This is a genomic window from Planktothrix mougeotii LEGE 06226, from assembly GCF_015207485.1.
GTDB lineage: Bacteria > Cyanobacteriota > Cyanobacteriia > Cyanobacteriales > Microcoleaceae > Planktothrix.
Window position 1 is genome coordinate 16,087 of record NZ_JADEWU010000010.1, and the last position, 19,275, is coordinate 35,361.

16 protein-coding genes are annotated in these 19,275 nt (G+C 40.7%); 9 read left to right on the forward strand and 7 right to left on the reverse strand.

Translation table 11 applies throughout. The annotated features are described in order from the left end of the window. Positions 1-144 precede the first annotated feature (144 nt). From tsaB to IQ236_RS06770, 3 genes are all read right to left on the reverse strand, one after another. The gene (gene tsaB, locus IQ236_RS06760) at positions 145-810 is read right to left on the reverse strand and encodes a tRNA (adenosine(37)-N6)-threonylcarbamoyltransferase complex dimerization subunit type 1 TsaB (protein WP_322744095.1); all 666 of its coding nucleotides are present in this window, start codon (positions 808-810) and stop codon (positions 145-147) included. A 9-nt stretch (positions 811-819) separates the two neighbouring features. After that, positions 820-2,571, reverse strand: a complete 1,752-nt coding sequence (locus IQ236_RS06765; protein ID WP_193868550.1) for a serine/threonine-protein kinase — start codon at positions 2,569-2,571, stop codon at positions 820-822. Positions 2,572-2,711: 140 nt separating this feature from the next. Further along, positions 2,712-2,963, reverse strand: coding sequence for a Ycf34 family protein (locus tag IQ236_RS06770; RefSeq protein ID WP_193868551.1), 252 nt, complete (start codon positions 2,961-2,963; stop codon positions 2,712-2,714). 109 nt (positions 2,964-3,072) lie between these two features. On the opposite strand from IQ236_RS06770, the gene IQ236_RS06775 reads away from it, so the two are divergent. Beyond that, entirely contained in the window at positions 3,073-4,317 is a 1,245-nt protein-coding gene (locus IQ236_RS06775) for a tRNA nucleotidyltransferase/poly(A) polymerase family protein (protein ID WP_193868552.1), read from the forward strand. Between the two features lie 223 nt (positions 4,318-4,540). Here the strand turns inward: IQ236_RS06775 and IQ236_RS28300 are convergent, their stop codons facing one another. Then, complete coding sequence (locus tag IQ236_RS28300) at positions 4,541-4,594, reverse strand: hypothetical protein (RefSeq protein WP_407676143.1); 54 nt, start codon at positions 4,592-4,594, stop codon at positions 4,541-4,543. Positions 4,595-5,031: 437 nt separating this feature from the next. Here IQ236_RS28300 and ilvA point away from each other — a divergent pair, with 437 nt between their 5' ends. After that, the gene (gene ilvA, locus IQ236_RS06785) at positions 5,032-6,549 is read left to right on the forward strand and encodes a threonine ammonia-lyase, biosynthetic (RefSeq protein WP_193868553.1); all 1,518 of its coding nucleotides are present in this window, start codon (positions 5,032-5,034) and stop codon (positions 6,547-6,549) included. A 34-nt stretch (positions 6,550-6,583) separates the two neighbouring features. Here ilvA and IQ236_RS06790 read toward each other — a convergent pair whose 3' ends face one another. Continuing rightward, complete coding sequence (locus IQ236_RS06790; RefSeq protein WP_193868554.1) at positions 6,584-7,057, reverse strand: universal stress protein; 474 nt, start codon at positions 7,055-7,057, stop codon at positions 6,584-6,586. Positions 7,058-7,241: 184 nt separating this feature from the next. Here IQ236_RS06790 and leuB point away from each other — a divergent pair, with 184 nt between their 5' ends. Then, positions 7,242-8,330, forward strand: coding sequence for a 3-isopropylmalate dehydrogenase (leuB, locus tag IQ236_RS06795; protein ID WP_193868555.1), 1,089 nt, complete (start codon positions 7,242-7,244; stop codon positions 8,328-8,330). A 109-nt stretch (positions 8,331-8,439) separates the two neighbouring features. Here leuB and cphA read toward each other — a convergent pair whose 3' ends face one another. Both cphA and IQ236_RS06805 read right to left on the reverse strand, forming a co-directional pair. Continuing rightward, positions 8,440-11,145: a cyanophycin synthetase gene (cphA, locus tag IQ236_RS06800; RefSeq protein WP_193868556.1), complete on the reverse strand. Its 2,706-nt coding sequence runs from the start codon at positions 11,143-11,145 to the stop codon at positions 8,440-8,442. Positions 11,146-12,031: 886 nt separating this feature from the next. Continuing rightward, a complete protein-coding gene (locus IQ236_RS06805) occupies positions 12,032-12,886 on the reverse strand; it encodes a cyanophycinase (protein ID WP_190517177.1) in 855 nt (284 codons plus the stop codon). A 350-nt stretch (positions 12,887-13,236) separates the two neighbouring features. On the opposite strand from IQ236_RS06805, the gene trmD reads away from it, so the two are divergent. From trmD to IQ236_RS06835, 6 genes are all read left to right on the forward strand, one after another. Continuing rightward, positions 13,237-13,959 carry a tRNA (guanosine(37)-N1)-methyltransferase TrmD gene (gene trmD / locus IQ236_RS06810; protein WP_193868557.1) on the forward strand — a complete coding sequence of 241 codons (723 nt, stop codon included), beginning with the start codon at positions 13,237-13,239 and terminating at the stop codon, positions 13,957-13,959. 62 nt (positions 13,960-14,021) lie between these two features. Then, on the forward strand, positions 14,022-14,381 hold the full coding sequence (locus IQ236_RS06815) for a hypothetical protein (RefSeq protein ID WP_190517180.1): 360 nt from the start codon (positions 14,022-14,024) through the stop codon (positions 14,379-14,381). Positions 14,382-14,878: 497 nt separating this feature from the next. Further along, a complete protein-coding gene (locus IQ236_RS06820) occupies positions 14,879-15,145 on the forward strand; it encodes a KGG domain-containing protein (RefSeq protein ID WP_072718569.1) in 267 nt (88 codons plus the stop codon). A 552-nt stretch (positions 15,146-15,697) separates the two neighbouring features. Beyond that, on the forward strand, positions 15,698-16,432 hold the full coding sequence (locus tag IQ236_RS06825; RefSeq protein WP_193868558.1) for an NYN domain-containing protein: 735 nt from the start codon (positions 15,698-15,700) through the stop codon (positions 16,430-16,432). 156 nt (positions 16,433-16,588) lie between these two features. Beyond that, entirely contained in the window at positions 16,589-17,290 is a 702-nt protein-coding gene (gene rnc, locus IQ236_RS06830) for a ribonuclease III (protein WP_322744096.1), read from the forward strand. Positions 17,291-17,896: 606 nt separating this feature from the next. After that, a complete protein-coding gene (locus IQ236_RS06835) occupies positions 17,897-19,270 on the forward strand; it encodes a CmpA/NrtA family ABC transporter substrate-binding protein (RefSeq protein ID WP_193868559.1) in 1,374 nt (457 codons plus the stop codon). Positions 19,271-19,275 lie beyond the last annotated feature (5 nt).

Here is a 19,275-nt window from a genome sequence, read left to right on the forward strand (position 1 = left end):
TCAAATAATAGCCTGATTAGCTAATCAATGAACTCTGATGTCAAAAACACTCTGGCTTAACTTTAACAGTAAATTGTCATTTGTTCATGAGAAGTTGCTTAAAGAAATCAGCATTTTATTTAAGGGAGGGTTAAAATCAGAATTCTAAGAGAATTCTACAGGATGCTGTCCATAATAAGGCAATGCTTCAGACCAGTGAGAATGCTTTTCCAATTTCCAGTCTAAATATCCTAATTCTAATAATTGCATTGCGGTTTCTCCTAATCCTGCTTCTACCTTTACCCGATGATAGGGAATTTGCCAAGATGCTAAGGTTTCTTCCCATTGCTGAGAGGACATTACACAATCCGCTAATTGGGGAATTAACCCGGAATTGGTTTCTGGATTTCGACCATAAATTGCGACAAAAAGTTGACCTCGTTGTGCTCGCATTTCTAATGCTATCACTAAGTTTTTATCCTGATTTTGTCTGTGTTGAAGTTGTTCTTTCCAGGCGATCGCGGCTAAACTAGAAATGGCAAATACTGGAATATTTAACTGTTGAGCTAAGGTGCGGGCAGTGACGACTCCAATCCGAGTTCCAGTAAAACTTCCTGGGCCTTTCGCCACTGCAATCCATCCTAAATCTGACCAAGTTTGGGGTTGAATAAACTCTAATAAATATGAGTGCAGATGGGTGGATAAATCCCGTCCTATCGCCCAGGATTGACAGCGCTGAATGTCTTGAAAATTACTGATGGCTAATCCCAAGTCAGGACTACTGGTGTGAATGGCTAAACCATAAGTGGGTTGAGAGGAAATCGGTTGCACAGGGTCTAATTAAGAAGGATTGCGGGAAAAAAAGATGGGCATGGAAATAAACAAGCCCGCTAGGATTATACCAAACATTCCGTCCGCCCAAATCCTTAAATTTAACCAGCCAAACATTAAAAATAGAGTGGTAATCGTTGCAAACAGTTGATTCAGTTGCAGAGTATTGGTGTGAGTGACTTGATGTTTAACACCCCAAAATCCTCCCGCAATCACTAAAGCCATGATGGGTTTTAAGATAATAATTTTATCGCTAAAGATAAAGATAATCATGGCAACCATTAACAGATCAAGCCAGAATTCTTTCTTTTTAATTTGCTGACTCCAAAATGTTCGAGTTGTCAATTGAAACAAATTCCAAAGAAACTTCTGATTCTGAAATCGGATCATTTGATTTCTAATTTTTGTCTTTCGATCTAGTTTTAACGAAGATGTCCATTCAGGAACATTTTGATTATTCACTCGCCCTAAAAGTTTGACTTTCTCAAGATTATTGATTTGGCAATAGGTTAATTCATATCCGATAATTGGAACTAACTCTTTATATTTTACAGAGCGATTTTTATCTCGATTTAAAACAATCGTTAACTGATTGATATGGTTTTGATTGACGCTCACTTGAATAATCCCATAGGGCTGTAAACGCTTTTGAAGAATTCCTGAAATTAGGTTGGTTTTATTTAAGAGTCTTGGTGGAGGTAATTCAGGAACTTTTTCTTCAGAAACCCCAGGTTCAGAAACATCAGAAATATTCGGAATAGAAGCAGAAGGCTGAATAAATTCAGGCTGTTCTGGTAAGGGTTTAAATCCCGTTTCAGGATTTATTTTTAATCCCGGCATTACTGGAACATAATCCGGTTTAGGATTAATTTGGCGTAAAATTGCTGCCGCCGAATTGTAACGATTACGGGTTGCACCCTGCAACATTTTATCTAAAATATATCCTAATTCATCACTGACAGGCGCTTTTAAATAATCTCGCCAAACCCAATTTCCTTCTGCACTATCAAATAAATCAAAGGGAGGAACATTAGTCAGTAAATGAATACAAGTCACTCCTAAACTATATAAATCACTGGAAAAAACAGCTTTCCCCATTAATTGTTCTGGGGCAGTATAGGCGGCACTTCCAATCATGGTTCCCGTTTTAGGTAACATTCCCCCGGTGACTAATTTAGCAGCCCCAAAATCTACTAAAACTAAATTTCCAATCGGTTTTTTCGTATTAAACCGACGAATAATATTTTCGGGTTTAATATCTCGATGGATGACTTTATTCTCATGAACAAACTGCAAAATAGGTAACAAATCTTTTAAAATAAACCATATTTTTTCTTCAGTAAATACTCCTTTTTCTTGTAATTCTTGAGCCAAATTTTTTCCTTCAATAAATTCTTGAACTAAATATTGATAGCCGTCTTGTTCAAAATAACCTAACTCTGTGGGAATTTGGGGATGTTGCCCCAAGATTTTTAATTGTTTAGCTTCTTGTTCAAACAATTCGGTGGCTTTCCTCGCATTACTTCCTTGAGGAAAAAATTGTTTAATCACACAATAAGGTGTTAAGGGTTGACTCTCATCAACCACTAAAAATGTCCGACCAAATCCCCCCTGTCCAATTAATTGAATCCCTCGATAAACAACAGATTCAGTTTGAGCAGAAACAAAACTCAACAATAATTTAGATCCACAATTTTGACAGAACTTGCCATCACCCAAATTCTGCGGATTAGAACAACTCGGATTAAAACAATAGCTCATTTTTTATAGAAGGGAACAGGGAATAGGGAACAAGGAACAGACAGGGAAAGAGGAACTATATCCTAACTGCCTTAGCCAGTGGTATAACTGATAACTGATAACTGATGACTGATAACTGATGACTGATGACTGATAACTGTTTAAGTGGGAACTAACTCCCCTGGTCTTAATTTCGCCCATTTACCCTTTTCTTCTTTAAAACTCAAACATCCGACTACATCCCATTCCATTTCAATTTCATAGTCGTTAGGGGTGCGGATATTGACGTTAATGGTGGGTTCGGTGGGTTCAAAGGTGGGGTTATCCGTCAAATGGCTTTCTTGATGCTGGGTTTCTACGGCGTGGTAGGTGGTACAGCGATCAACATAATGACAATTCACACAAATACACATAATTCCATTCCTCGGTGATTGCCCAGGGTGAAACTTGTCCATCCCTTTGATGCTAATTTAGCGTAGGTAGGCCTTAACCTGCTTGACAATCTCATTGATTTTTGTTGCAATGTCTGAAGCTTTAGCCGATGTCTTCTCTCCTGCCACTTGGCCGTTTGAACTGAGTGATTTACCTCAACCGGCTTATTTAGTCGGGGGTGCAGTTCGAGATGGGTTAATCGGTCGTACAACACCCATTTTAGATTTAGATTTTGTCCTCTTACAAGATGCGGTCAAAACAGCGCGAACTCTGGCTGAACAGTATCAGGCTGGGTTCGTTTTGTTGGATGCTCAACGGCATATTGCACGGGTTGTGTTTGACAAAGTAACAGTTGACTTTGCTCAAGCACAAGGAAATAGTTTAGAACAGGATTTACGCCGACGGGATTTTACGATCAATGCGATCGCTTTTGATCCATTTACCCAAACCTTTATTGATCCTAACAAAGGTCAAGAAGATTTACAACGGCGTTTAATTAAAATGATTTCTTCGGATAATTTACAAGATGATCCATTACGATTATTAAGGGGATATCGTCAAGCTGCCCAATTAGGATTTGAAATCGAAGATCAAACCCAAGCGGCTATTCAAGAATTTGCACCGTTGTTAAGTCGGGTTGCAGCCGAACGCATTCGCACCGAATTAGTTTATTTATTAAATACCCCAAATGCAACACCTTTGATCCAACAAGCTTGGAAAATAGGTTTACTTTCTCCTTATTTTAAGGGTGCAGATCAGCAATTTAAACGATTATCCGAAATAGATATATCTGCGATAAAATTAGGAGAAATTTACCCTCAAGTTTTACTTGAATTATCTCAAGAATTGAGCTATACATTAAAAATATCCCGTTTAGCTATAGCTAAATTAGCTTGTTTGTTAAATCAAAATATTATTGTATCTGAAGAAGAATTATTACAATTAAAATTTAGTAAATTAGAATTAAGAAGCACTTTAGCAATTTTAAAAGGTTTATCTCAATTGTCTTTATTAAAAAGCAGAGAATTATCCTTAAAAGAACAATATTTTTTATTCCAAAATTTAGGATTATTATTTCCATCCTTAATTGTAAGTGCAATAGCCGATGGATTTTCCTTAGATAGTCTTGCTCCTTTAATGAATCGTTATCTAAACCCCAATGATCCTGTTGCTCATCCCCAACCGTTATTAACAGGAAATGAATTAATGGAAGCGTTAAATTTACGTCCGAGTCCTAAAATTGGAGAACTTTTATTAGAGATTCAGTTAGGAAAAATTGAAGGAAAAGTAACAACCATTGAAGATGCGATCGCTTTTGCTCAACAATTATTATAGCAAATCTAAAGGGATTGTACAATCAGAATTTCAGGAGGATTTATCTCAAACAATGGACACACATTCCCCTGTAAGGGCGAGAAAACCTCGCCCCTACGATTTGGGTAATTTGTACATTAGACTTTTAATCCTTTGAATTTAACAGGAATTAGCAAGAATAAAATTAAACCCGCTTATGCGGGCTCGGTTGGGAATATTGTGGTTTTAACTTTCCTCAAATGGGTTAACTGATTTCATCTGAATCTACCCACTCACTATAGGAGGAATCATAACCAATATAATGAACATAATATTGATTTCCTTATCATTAATTAAATTATTTATATATTTTTTATCAATTGTTTGATTTTTGTGAAAATTGATTATCCATACCTCCAAAGAAGATATAACTTCTTTTGTTAAAGAATCATTAGGATAATAGTATTCTAATGTAGGTTCTACTGCCATAGTTAAAATTAATGTCATCCAGAGATAACGAAGATGACAGATTGTGGAATTACTAACTTTAAACCCTTCTAATACTTGGTTTAAAACATCAGAAATTGCAACTTTAATATTAGGTTCAGGCTCATAAAGATCTGTATAATGTTCGTGTTTGATTTGAGCCAGTAAAGCTTTAAAATCATCAGTCATAGGCAGGAATAAGAACTGATATTGACTCATGAGACCACAAATATATTAAAATTATAATCCATTCTGCCAATTTTTGAACCCATGCTTTGCGACTACTTAGTACAAATTCTCACCGCCCGTGTTTACGATGTTGCCCAAGAAACACCCCTAGAATCCGCTCCTAACCTCTCCGCCCGTCTCAATAATAAATTACTTTTGAAGCGAGAAGATATGCAGTCTGTCTTTTCCTTCAAATTGCGGGGAGCTTATAACAAAATGGCTTGTCTTCCTCCTGATTTATTAAAACAGGGAGTGATTGCCGCATCAGCCGGAAATCATGCCCAAGGTGTTGCTCTTGGTGCGTCACAATTAGGAACAAAAGCCATTATTGTCATGCCTGTAACCACCCCTCAAGTTAAAGTCAATGCCGTTAAAGCAAGGGGGGGTGAAGTGGTTTTATATGGCGATACTTTTGATGAAGCTTGTGCTTATGCCCGTCAATTAGAAGCCGAAAAAGGATTAACCTTTATTCACCCTTTTGATGACCCCCATGTGATTGCCGGACAAGGTACAATTGGTATGGAGATTTTAAGACAATATCAACAACCGATTCATGCTATTTTTGTTGCCATTGGTGGGGGGGGATTAATTGCAGGAATTGCGGCTTATATTAAACGATTACGCCCGGAAATTAAAATCATCGGAGTTGAACCCGTTGATGCCGATGCTATGTCACAATCTCTTAAAGCCGGACATCGAATTAAATTATCACAAGTCGGGTTATTTGCTGATGGGGTAGCCGTGCGAGAAGTGGGGGAAGAAACCTTTCGGTTATGTCAAGAATATGTGGATGAAATTATATTAGTAGATACGGATGATACTTGTGCGGCAATTAAAGATGTTTTTGAGGATACTCGTTCAATTTTAGAACCTGCGGGAGCCTTAGCAATTGCAGGAGCAAAGGCTTATGTTGAACGCGAACAAATTCAAGGAGAAACCTTAATTGCTGTTGCTTGTGGGGCGAATATGAATTTTGATCGCTTACGATTTGTAGCAGAACGCGCCGAATTTGGAGAACGTCGAGAAGCAATTTTTGCGGTGACAATTCCCGAAGAACCTGGAAGTTTACGCAAGTTTTGTGAATGTATTGGAAAGCGCAATTTAACTGAATTTAACTATCGCATTGCTGATGAACAAGAAGCCCATATTTTTGTCGGAATGCAGATTAAAAATCGGGCTGATGCAGCAGAAATGATCAAAAATTTTGAACAAAATGGATTTAAAACCATAGATTTAACCGATGATGAATTAACGAAATTACACCTGCGGCACATGGTCGGAGGACGGTCGGGTTTAGCCCATCATGAATTACTGTATCGGTTTGAATTTCCTGAACGTCCAGGGGCGTTAATGCAGTTCGTTTGTTCCATGAGTCCGAACTGGAATATTAGTTTATTTCACTATCGCAATAATGGGGCAGATTATGGTAGAATTGTGGTCGGAATGCAGGTTCCTCCTGAAGAAATGGCAGAATGGCAAGCCTTTTTAGACGGTTTAGGTTATCGCTATTGGGATGAGAATAAAAACCCAGCTTATAAACTATTTTTATCCCAAAAATAAAACAACTTTTCAACTCACCCCACACTCCGTTTGTCTAATCATCGGGTTGTTGTACAACTAATACAGAACATTTAACGTGATGCACCGTATAATTACTGACACTTCCTAAAAATAATTCGGCTAATTCTGAACGGTTACGTCTGCCAATGACGATTAAATCAGCCTCCCATTTTTTCGTAATTTCTCGTATCCAATAGCCCGGTTCTCCGATTTGATATTCGGTTTCAATGGAAATTCCTTGCTGTGCGGCATAATTAACAAAGGTTGATAACCATCCTGCCACTTCATTAATTTCCTGTTCAATTAATTCATGTTGAATTTGTGCCACCTGGTTTAACCGTTGACCATATAAATCTCCAGGGGAACCTAAAATCATTGGTGATACCGTAATAGAATGAAAGACTTTTAACTGACTTTGATACAGTTTAGCCAGTTGTAAGCCTTGGTCAAAGACAAACTCTGCTTGGGGAGTGCGATCAATTGCCACTAAAATTTTGTGATATGCCATGCCCTTGCCCTCCTTTCTCTGTTTGAATTCCCTTCTTTGCTCCAAAAGGGATTAATTTCCTCTAATCTGATTTTAAACTAAATTTCAGACTTTTTGACCCAAGAATGCTATATTTAAAGGTTGGGCGATCGCTGACAATGCTCAACATCGTCTAATTAATCTTTTTTTGTTACTATCGAGCTATATGAGTCAAAACTACCGCATTACTCTTCTTCCAGGCGATGGCATCGGCCCTGAAATTATAGCGGTGGCTGTCGATGCGTTAAAAGTCGTCGGAAAACAACTCAGCATTACTTTCGATTTTCATCAAGCGTTGATGGGGGGGGCGGCGATAGATGCTACCGGGGAACCCTTACCAGCAGAAACCTTAGAACAGTGTCTCAAGAGTGATGCGGTACTGTTGGCAGCCATTGGCGGATACAAGTGGGACAATTTACCCCGTCATCAACGGCCCGAAACCGGGTTATTGGGGTTACGGGCGGGATTAAAATTATTTGCGAATTTGCGTCCTGCGACAATTTTACCCCATTTAATTGATGCCTCTTCTTTGAAAAGAGAAGTGGTCGAAGGGGTGGATATTATGGTTGTCCGCGAACTGACGGGGGGAATTTATTTTGGACAACCCAAGGGCATTTTTCAGACGGAAACCGGGGAGAAACGAGGCGTTAATACAATGGCCTATACGGAATCCGAGATTGATCGCATTGGCCGTGTGGGGTTTGAAACCGCCCAGAAGCGTCGAGGTAGACTTTGTTCTGTAGATAAGGCGAATGTCTTAGATGTTTCTCAGTTATGGCGCGATCGCATTACCCTTCTCTCCTCAGAATACCCCGATGTCGAATTATCTCATTTATATGTTGACAACGCAGCCATGCAGTTAGTTCGCGCCCCCAAACAGTTTGATACGATTGTTACGGGGAACTTATTTGGCGATATTCTCTCCGATGCGGCGGCGATGTTAACGGGAAGTATCGGAATGTTACCCTCAGCGAGTTTAGGGGAATCTGGCCCTGGCGTCTTTGAACCCGTCCATGGTTCAGCCCCGGATATTGCGGGTCAGGATAAAGCCAACCCCCTCGCCCAAGTCCTGAGTGCTGCGATGATGTTACGCTATGGTTTAGATCAACCCGTTGCGGCGGATCTGTTGGAAAATGCGGTTTTAAAAGTATTAGATCAGGGATATCGCACCGGGGATATTATGTCTGAGGGCATGAAATTAGTCGGGTGTCAGGAAATGGGAGAAATGTTGTTAAAGGCATTAGAAGAAAATTAATTTTAATACCCATTGGGATTAAATAAAATCCTTAAATGTTTGCTACCCATTCGTATCCTGTAGAGACGCGCCATGGCGCGTCTCTACGGGGGTTTGAGGGATAATCTAATTAAACTTGAGAAGGTTTTAAACTGACTGGTGAGGAATTTAAACTCGGAGAATGGGAATTGTTGTTTGATTCCTTAATCGGGTTACGGGACTCAATTAATTGAATAGCGCGATTTACACTTTCGGGTAAAATCACCACTAACGAACCCGCCCCAGCCCGGTCTAAAGCAGTATTAATCGCTTCGGTTTCATTCAAAATCATTTCATAACGAATCCGAGGCTCTGGAACTCGTCCTAAGACCTGCTGAATACCTTGACTAATTAATTTCGCCGCCGAACCCCGTTCTCGGCCACGAGTATCATCATCCTCCTTGACAATAATCTCATCAAAAATATCCGCCGAGAGTTGACCCAACATCACAAAATCTTCATCTCGGCGATCGCCAGGGCCACCAATAACCCCAATCCGAGGCCCCGGCCAATTTTTCACAAAAGCCCCTAATGCGGCATAACTGGCAGCATTATGGGCATAATCAATCAAGGCGTGATAGCTACCCATATTAAATAAATTCATCCGTCCTGGGGTTTGGGATGTGGAAGCCACAAAGGTTGACAAACCCGCCCGAATATGCTCAATTTTTACCCCTTGAGCAAAAGCAGCTAAACAAGCGGCTAAAGCATTGGCAATCATAAACGGAGCCCGACCCTTCATTGTGATCGGAACATTCACCGCCTGCTCAATTCTGAGTGTCCAATCCCCTTTTAAAATCGACAAATAGCCATTTTCATAAACCGCAGCCAATCCCCCGGATTCCGTGTGTCTGAGGACAATTTCATTCTCAGGATTCATCGTGAAATAAGCAACTTGGGCTTTAACCCGTTCAGCCATTTGTACCACTAAGGGATCATCCGCGTTCAGCACCGCATAACCTTTCGGCATGACCACCTCAGCCACCACGCTTTTCACCTTTGCCATTTGTTCAATGGTATCAATATCCCCCAATCCCAAATGATCCGCCGACACATTCAACACCACTCCAACATCGCAGGTATCAAATCCTAAACCCGCCCGCAGAATTCCCCCCCGTGCACATTCGAGCACAGCCACTTCTACCGTTGGATCACGCAGAATCAATTGGGCGCTTTGGGGGCCAGTATTGTCTCCGGGTTCGGCTAAATGATCGCCAATATAAATACCATCAGTGGTGGTATAACCAACGGCTAAACCCGTTTGTTTAATGATATGGGCGAGTAAACGGGTGGTAGTGGTTTTTCCATTGGTTCCCGTCACCGCTAAAATCGGGACACGGCTGGGTTGACCGGGGGGGAATAACATATCCATCACTGCCCCCGCCACATTCCGAGGTAAACCCTCACTGGGGGCAACGTGCATCCGAAATCCCGGTGCGGCGTTGACTTCCACAATCACCCCGTCCACTTCCCGCAGAGGTTGGGAAATATCCGGTGTCACCACATCAATTCCGGCAATATCCAGACCGATAATTTTAGCAATGCGAGCAAATAACCAAGCATTTTCCGGGTGCACTTCATCGGTACGGTCAATGGCACTCCCCCCCGTACTCAAGTTAGCGGTAGCTCGTAGAAAACAAATTTCCCCAGCCGGTAATACACTCTCTAGGGTATAGCCTTTTTCCGCCACCATAGACAGCACGGTTTTATCCACAACAATCCGGGTGAGGACGTTATCATGGCCATCGCCGCGACGGGGATCTCGGTTGGTTTTTTCGATTAACTGTTCAATGGTTAATTGGCCATCCCCCACAACATGGGCCGGAACTCGTTCTGCTACAGCCACCATTTTGCCATTCACGACTAACACGCGATGATCTCGACCCGTATAGAAGCGTTCCAAAATCACACTATGGGTTTTAGAAGCGTTACTGGCTTCATCGTAAGCAGCAGCAGCCGTTTCCCATTTGGTAATATCCAGGGTAATGCCTCGGCCATGGTTGCCATCCAGGGGTTTAATGGCAATGGGATAACCCCCAACTTCATCAATGGCATCTTGCAGTTCATCAAAATAGCGAATGACTGTTCCCCTAGGAACCGGAACCCCCGCATCCCGTAGAATTTGTTTCGTGCCTTCTTTATCACAGGCCAACTCCACCGCTAATACTCCGGTTTGATTACTCAGTGTGGCTTGAATTCGTTTTTGATAACAGCCATAACCAAACTGAATCATAAATCGAGCATTCAGTTGTTGCCAGGGAATATCACGGGCTTCTGCTTCTTTAACAATAGCTTCTGTGCTAGGGCCGAGGGAGGCTTGGGCTTTTAATTCCTTGAGATCTTCAATATCCTGGGTGAGTTCTTCGGCTGGATAGGTTCCCGTATCCACAATACTTTGGCATAGGCGGACAGCGGCTCTTCCTGCATAACGTCCGGCGTGTTCGTTATCATACTCAAAGGCGACTTGAAAAATCCCTGGACTTGAGGTTTCACGGGTGCGACCAAATCCGGCAGTCATGCCCGCTAACTGTTGGAGTTCCAGGGCAACGTGTTCAATAATATGCCCCATTAACGTCCCTCGTTCTACGCGACTGAGAAACCCCCCTCGGACTCCCGGTGAACAGTGATGCTCAATCAAACTAGGGAGAACAGACGTTAAGCCTTCATAGAAGCCTGGAATATCGCAGCTATAGCGTTCAGTTAAATCTTCTAAATCTAGGCGCATGACAATCAGTTGATGACGTCGGATGCTCCAGTAGTTAGGGCCTCTTAAGGTTTGTATTTTAAGAATTTTCATAATAAAAAAATGGGGAGTTTGGAAACTGCATCTCTTCAGAGCCCGGAGGAAAAACGACACTTCGGCAAGACTTCCGCGTGAGATCAGTCGAACGCTCAGTGATCGCTCAGGAGAATTTATTCTCCCTTGAATATTAGATTGGGAATCGACAAAAATTATTGTATTTACCGATTCCCAGTTTTTTTGGTATTTCTACCACTCCTATTTCTAGGGTAAAGTTAGCTGAGTGCTTCGCACACGCTACGCGAATGCCCATGTTATCGGTCGGTAACTATCTCGATCATCACTGTCTTACCCCTCGTAAAACTGTTTAAATGGCCGAGTTTTAGAGCTTGGGACTAGCTACGCATCGTAGAGACGCGCCATGGCGCGTCTGTACAGAACTTTAACACTTACCGATAACGGAGTCAGTTAAGACTATAGCTGGTCAACTAACTCAAGTTAGAGGTATCAAGCCCCATCACAAAGAGTGCGGGGTGCTGACATCCGTGTGAGTCCGTGATGCAGGAATGTTCCAGGGAAATAGTCCGCTTTATTCAATTTCAAGCTAAGGTGATTTGTAAACTGTTTGCAGTGAACAGTTTTTTCAAAACTATTGAATTCTAGGAGGTTTGGCCAGTGGGGATTTACAATTTTTCAAAGCTGAACCCTCAAAATCAAATAAAGCAGGGAGCCTGATGAGCCGTAGAGATGCCCTAATTAAAGGGTTTAGCAACACCTTCAACCCGGCTCCTAGGAATTGTTCAAGGGCGGAAATTTTCTGTCCTGACTTCCCCTAGGCTATTCCCTCACCTTCAATCCTCAATGGCTTCAGTTAGGATTCCCTGATCGTAATCACCGGGAAAAACCTGGGCAACCTCCCACGGCCAGATTCGGTGTCCACGGTTTACACACTAGGGGCAGAACTCGGACGCCGGGAATGGAAGTTATACTGATCGCCATAGGACAAAATATGTACCCGGAGATTGAATACACTCAGGGGATCAGTCGCTCCCGCATTCACCAGATTGGTGTAGGACATTTCGTGGGTATCCACAATCGTAACCGTTCCTTTCCCCACCACCCGCAATAAGCCTTCCGCTTCAAATAAGGCACAGGTATCTTCATCAATGCCAATGCCTATTTTATCGGGATGGGCTGCGATCGCACTGATCAGTCGTGCCATGCGATTGCGGTTGTGGAAGTGTTGATCAACTAGCAATTCCGGTAGAATATCTAAGCCCGTTGCCATGTCCACCAGAGAACGGTTAGGAGATTCGCCACTTCCTCCCCCAGCAATCATGTGATGACCCATAACGGCAGCCCCCGCACTGGTTCCGGCTAAAGCCATCCGGCCTTGTCGGGCGGCAATGCGAATTTTTTCCATCAGCAGGGTATCGGCTAATAAACTATACAGCCGGAGTTGATCACCCCCTGTCATGAATACCCCGGTACAGCCTTCTAAGTAGGCGTGCCATTTGGGCTCTTCACAATGATGACGTTCCCGAATATCAAAAATTTCAATGGATTTGGCCCCCATTTCCTCAAAGATTTTTTGATATCTTTCTCCTTGAATGGCAGGTTCGCGGGAGGCAGAAGGAATGATGGCTAGGTTGGCATTGGAAGCACCAGCCCGATGAAAAAAAGTTTGCAGAATCTCACGTCCATGAACTTTGTCTTCTGCTCCACCAATAATGAGAATAGAGGTTTTAGTTTGTTGGGGAATCATGTGTTCAAGGGCTTGAGATGTCAACTGCTGCATAGTGTATCTCCTAGTCATGAGAATAAGTTCAAGATTAGGGGCGTTTGTCACCACCTACGGCTTGTTACCAACAGTTGTTCGATTTGGCTACAATGAGTACAGATCTTTTTGAATGAATCTGTAACTTGGGTAAGCGACCTAAACTCCCCCTAATTGGATCGGGAAATTTCGAGAAACCTGATTCAGGTAGCTTTGCCCAATCAAAAAAAGCTAATCCATTTTAGTATATTTTGATACGAATTAAGAAATATTTAAGTTTATGGACTATCATATAGCATGACATCTTCTGTGCAAGTTTTTGCTTAAACTTTTTTTTGGGTCAGGTGATCCACTCGTCAATCTTAAATACTGTGCGTTTTGACATTATTACTCTATTTCCCGACTTTTTTGCCTCTCCCCTGAATTCAGGTCTTTTGGGTAAAGCTTTAGCAAAGCAAATTGCTGATGTCCATTTAGTGAATCCCCGTGATTTTGCATCGGATAAGCATCGCCGGGTGGATGATGAGTCCTATGGCGGTGGTGTGGGGATGGTCTTGAAACCTGAACCGATTTATGCAGCCGTTGAATCCTTACCCCAACTTCCTCGTCGAGAAGTGATTTTTTTAACGCCCCAAGGGGAAAAAATGCACCAAGGGTTATTCCGCAATTTAGCTTTAAATTTTGATCAGATTGTTTTAATTTGTGGGCATTATGAAGGTATCGATGAACGCATTTTGTCCTTAGTCACCCGTGAAGTTTCTTTAGGGGATTTTGTCCTGACTGGAGGCGAAATTCCAGCAATGGCACTGATTAATGGAGTTGTGCGATTATTACCGGGAACGGTTGGCAAACAGGAGTCTCTCAAAGCAGAAAGCTTTGAAGATGGGTTACTGGATTACCCTCACTATACTCGACCTGCGGAGTTTCGAGGAATGCGAGTTCCTGATGTTTTATTATCAGGAAATCATCAGAAAATTGAGCAATGGCGAAAACAACAGCAACTTCAGCGCACCCGTGAGCGTCGTCCTGATTTGTGGCAAGATTGGATACAGGGGTCAGAAAGCAAGATTGAGGATGAGGGGACAAGGGGATAAAGAGGATTTTGGTTGTCGGTCAACAACCAAGGGTCAACCGTCAACAATCAACAGTCAACAGTATGAATTCTGATACACCCGAAGAAGTCATTCGAGCTATTGATTGGGCATTAAGTCAAGGGAATTTTAATCAAGCAAAAACCCTCTGTGCCCAAGCGAGTCAAGATTATCCTAATCATGAAAAAATTCAACGCTATGCTCGAATTTTAGCTTCTCGAAATTTGCCCTTTCATCAACTTGCTCCCAATCCAGATACACCCTTAAATCTTAATTGGGTGATTCAACATCGCCAACATTATCGGGGGAGATGGGTGGCGTTAGAAAAAGGGAATTTAATTGCAGATGCCAGTTCTATTGATGAATTATTTGCTCAAGTCGGAAAGGAAAAAATGAAAGATTTATTTTATACAATTATTTATTAATTTCCGACTGAGTTTCGGCAATATTTAACTTAAAATCTCGATTTATTGATATACTTTAAAATATAAAAATACCCTAGATAAAAGAGTGATATTGTTAAGGAGGTTTCACAGCGATAAAGTCTGGGATCAATTGCCTAGTGATTCAATCGGGGCAACCTTATACACAAATTAATTGAGTAATGCTATAATTAATAGTAGAAACTCTCGGATTAATCTCAATCCTTTTATCAGTATTTTGGGCTAACCTTGACGGAGTGTAAGAATTGGCTGTTTTAGTGAGGGAAATGGAGGATTTATCACAAATTTGATAAATTTTGTGATCAGAGCCAATTTCTAGGGATTATTGGACGTTGACTAAGGAATAAGTTGACGGTTAAATTATTCTATCTTTCAGTTTATTAGTGGAAGAAGTTAACTCTGTCTTCTGGTAGAAGGTAAACCTTAATCAGAGAGATACAGTAGTGTTTAGCCAATCAAGAAAAGATAAGGAGAAAATCATGGCGACAGAAAAACGTGGATTTGCTTCCATGGATGAAGAAAAACAACGGGAGATAGCCAGCAAAGGCGGTAAAGCAGCCCATGAGTCAGGCCGCGCTCATGAATTTACTCCTGAAGAGGCCAGAGAAGCGGGTCGCAAAGGTGGTAAAGCAGTCAGCCAAGATCGCGAACACATGGCTGCTATTGGTCGTAAAGGAGGTAAAAATAGCCATAAAAAAGATAATGATAATGAACAAAATAATCAAGATAATGAAGAAAACTCATAATCTGGTTCCATAAAGTTTAATCTCAATTGAGATCAAACTTGGGTGTTTAAAAAAAGCTTCTGTTTGAAATAGTGATCAAAAACTGGGTTTTTCTTAAGATTAAGCCTAGTTTTTGCCCACTCTACCTGTGTAACAAGTTTTTAGACTCCAACGGAGAAGTCGTGACTCTGTTGGAGTTTAAGCTTTGGCAATAAAAGACTTGACATTCTTAGAGGGCTTGATTATAGTAGAATCACCTGGCATTGAGCCGGAAATTGACTTCTGCCTCATGTCTCGGAATCAAGAGGTATACAAACGAGATACCAACACAGCTAAGATATTAGTGATTTGTGTTGATATCTTTGATTCCGATACTTGAGATTTAAGCCAAAACCACTCTCAACTTAGGGTTTTAATTCAATACATTAGCTCTGGTGCTGACAGGATCAGTTTTCGAGTTCTATTTTGGACTTGGAAATAATATACTTTAATTTACACCAAGGGTCTGAAGGGTTAGAATTACAAACTTTATGAATGCTAGGCATCCATTTATTAAAATATTAAGAAGGTAGTATGAAACCTCGCTTGGCAATTTATTGGGATGTTCAAAATGTTCGGATTTCTCCTGAAAAAATCAAACTTTTGAATCAATGGTTAAATCAAAAAGGTCAAATCGTGTTAAAGAAAGCTTATGCTTACTGGAGAAAAGAAAATGAAAAATTAGAAAAATTAATTTATCGTTCAGGGTTTGAACCAATTAACATTCCTTCTGGGAGAAAAAATGCTGTAGATAAAAAAATAATCCAAGATTGCCAGCTAGAAACTTTAAATAATCCGGGGATTGAAATTATAATTTTAATGACAGGAGATAAAGATTATTTAGGGTTGATAAAAAATTTAAAATCTCAGGGAAAGATAGTAATCATTTTAGCACATCATAATGTTCAAATCACCTTAAAAAATCAGGCTGATCAATTTTATAATATTGACGATTTATTCAAAATAGAAAAACTTAATCTTCTGCCTAATCAAACGAATTCTTCCTCAGAAATAATTTCCTATGAAGAAGCAAAACACTGTTTAATTGCAGCGATCAAAATGGCTCAAGTTAAGGGAAAACGTGCTATTTTATCTCGTGTTAGTAACTTAATGCAGAATAATCCCCATTTTAGCCACTATCAAAAAGGCTCATTGATACGCAAGCCTGATGGAAAAAATTTTTCTAAATTTAGTAAATTTGTAGACGCAGTAATTCAGGAGGGAATTATTCAAAATCGCAATGGAGAGTTGATTTTAGTTACAATTTAGAAAAATAGCGATCGCTTTAATCCGATATAGCAATCCGCACTAAGGTTGTAATATTTTATTGTAGGGGTAATGTCAATCCAAACCGTTTTTATGGTTGGGTTGGGTTTCCAAACCCCTACAATATTGAATCATAAATCTTATACGGATTTCTATATAATGATGACAAAACTACCCGAAATCAAAAACGAACAATTACGACTACAAGCCCTTACCCATCGTTCCTATATTAATGAACATCCCAATGTAGGAGAAGATAATGAACGATTAGAATTTTTAGGGGATGCGGTCTTAGGATTTTTAGTCGGAGAATTGCTATTTAAAAAACGTTATCCTGAAAATATGACTAAAATGAGTGAAGCGAATATGACGCGCTTACGGTCAGCGTTAGTCGATGAAAAACAACTCGCTAAATTTGCGATTCAATTTAATTTAGGGGAATTATTACGGTTAGGAAAAGGAGCCATTCGAGATGGGGGACGAACTAACCCCGCTTTACTGAGTGATGCTTTTGAAGCTTATATTGGTGCTTATTATTTAGATACGAATATTGATGCAGTTCGAGATTTTATTTATCCTTTATTTTCGGCTGTTGTCAATGAAATTATTTTTCCCCAAGCAGAAACAACACCCCAAACCTTAATTGATTGTAAAAACCGCTTTCAACAATGGGCCTTAGCGGAATACGGTGAAAACCCGAAATATTATGTCGTCGGAGAATCTGGGCCAGATCACGCCAAGGAATTTCGGACAGAAGTTCGGGTTAGGGACAAAGTATATGGTTATGGGAAAGGACGCCGAAAACAGGATGCGGAGAAAAGAGCCGCAGAAGTCGCATTACAACAGTTGGGTTTGCTTTGATGATCAGTTATCAGTTATCAGTTATCAGTTATCAGTGCGTTTACGGTTCAAAATCTTGAGCGAGGGTAGAGCTAACGTCCCTCCACTTCCCCTGCTTCCCCTGCTCCCCCTGCTCTATCTTCCCGTTTTATCTTCATAGACTCTTATCTATGTCAAGTTTATTGAGTATTGTTTCTTATCAATATCTATAACGCAGTGGTTTTTGGTCAACTTAAGCAACAGAATTATTGTTTTAGTAGCCGATTTTGCCTCAAATTGCCATTTTTGATAACTTTTAATTATTGAAAATATAAATTTTGGTCAAATAAAGTGATGAATGATAAGCTAAACTTGATCACTATATTTAAGAAAAAATAAAAATTTGACACTAAAAAGTAGTGACATATTGGAAAAAAGCTGTTATCTTTATAGATAAGAACAGTCTTAACACGACTTCTTAATTAATTCGGCTCTAGCCAAAGTCACCTTAACGGTAGGGTGATGCTTAATCTAGCTTATTGCCTTTCAGGACAAGCTAGATCCCTTGTGTTCAATGATTTAACTACTACAAAACCTATTTTGTAAGTAGCAACCTATTGTTTTAAAGGCAGGTTGTTAGGAGGGTCTATGTCTCAATTTTCAAACCATTATTCTCGCAGAAAATTTTTAATTACAGCCGGAGTTTCTGCTGCTAGTACCATCTTTTTAAAAGGGTGTTTAGGCAACCCCCCCGAACCCACCGCTAATGCTGGAAGTTCACCCGCAGCAACGGCAGTTCCCGTGGCAAATATTAGTCCAGAACAAGCTCCAGAAGTCACAAAAATTAAACTTGGTTTTATTCCCATTGTGGAATCTGCCCCATTAATTATTGCTAAAGAAAAAGGCTTTTTTGCTAAGTATGGAATGAGTGATGTTGAAGTTTCCAAACAAGCAAACTGGGCCTCTGCACGGGATAACGTAACTATTGGCTCAAGTGGGGGCGGAATTGATGGCGGACAATGGCAAATGCCCATGCCCCATTTAATGACAGAAGGCATTATTACCGGGGGCAAAAAAGTTCCTATGTATGTCTTAGCTCAATTAAATACAAATGGCAATGGTGTCGCAATTGCAAATACCCATTTAGGGAAAGGGATCGGCTTAGATATTAACAATGCTGCTGAATATATTCGCAGTTTTCCCAGTACCACTGGACGTAAATTTAAAGCGGCTCATACCTTCCCCAATGTTAACCAAGATTTTTGGATTCGCTATTGGTTAGCAGCCGGAGGAATTGACCCCGATGTTGATATTGATTTAATCGCAGTTCCTCCCGCAGAAACGGTTCAGGGAATGCGGAATGGAACGATGGATGCCTTTAGTACAGGCGACCCTTGGCCCTATCGAATTGTTAACGATAATATCGGGTTTATGTCCTGTTTAACCACCGAAGTTTGGCCCTACCATCCTGAAGAATATTTAGCCATTCGTGCCGACTGGGTTGATAAAAATCCCAAGGCAACAAAAGCCCTATTAAAAGGCTTAATGGAAGCCCAACAATGGTGTGATAAACCAGAAAATCGAGCCGAATTAATCACAATTGTTTCTGGTCGGAATTATTTTAATATTCCCAAAGATGTGATCACTCCTCCCTATCAAGGAAACTATCAGATGGGAGATGGAAAACCAGCCATTCAAGACTTTAATAAAGGCCCCTTATATTGGAAAGATCCCATTGGCAATGTTTCCTATCCCTATAAAAGCCATGATTTATGGTTTTTAACTGAAAGCATTCGTTGGGGTTTCCATCAAGGTCAAATTCAAGATATTGCTCAAGCTAAAGCCTTAGTAGATAAGGTAAATCGTGAGGATATTTGGCGGGAAGCGGCTCAAGAAGCTGGATTTACGGCTGATATCCCCACTTCAACTTCAAGAGGGGTTGAAAAATTCTTTGATGGCATTACCTTTGACCCAGCAAATCCTGAAGCTTATCTTCAAAGTTTAACCATCAAAAAAGTATAGTCATC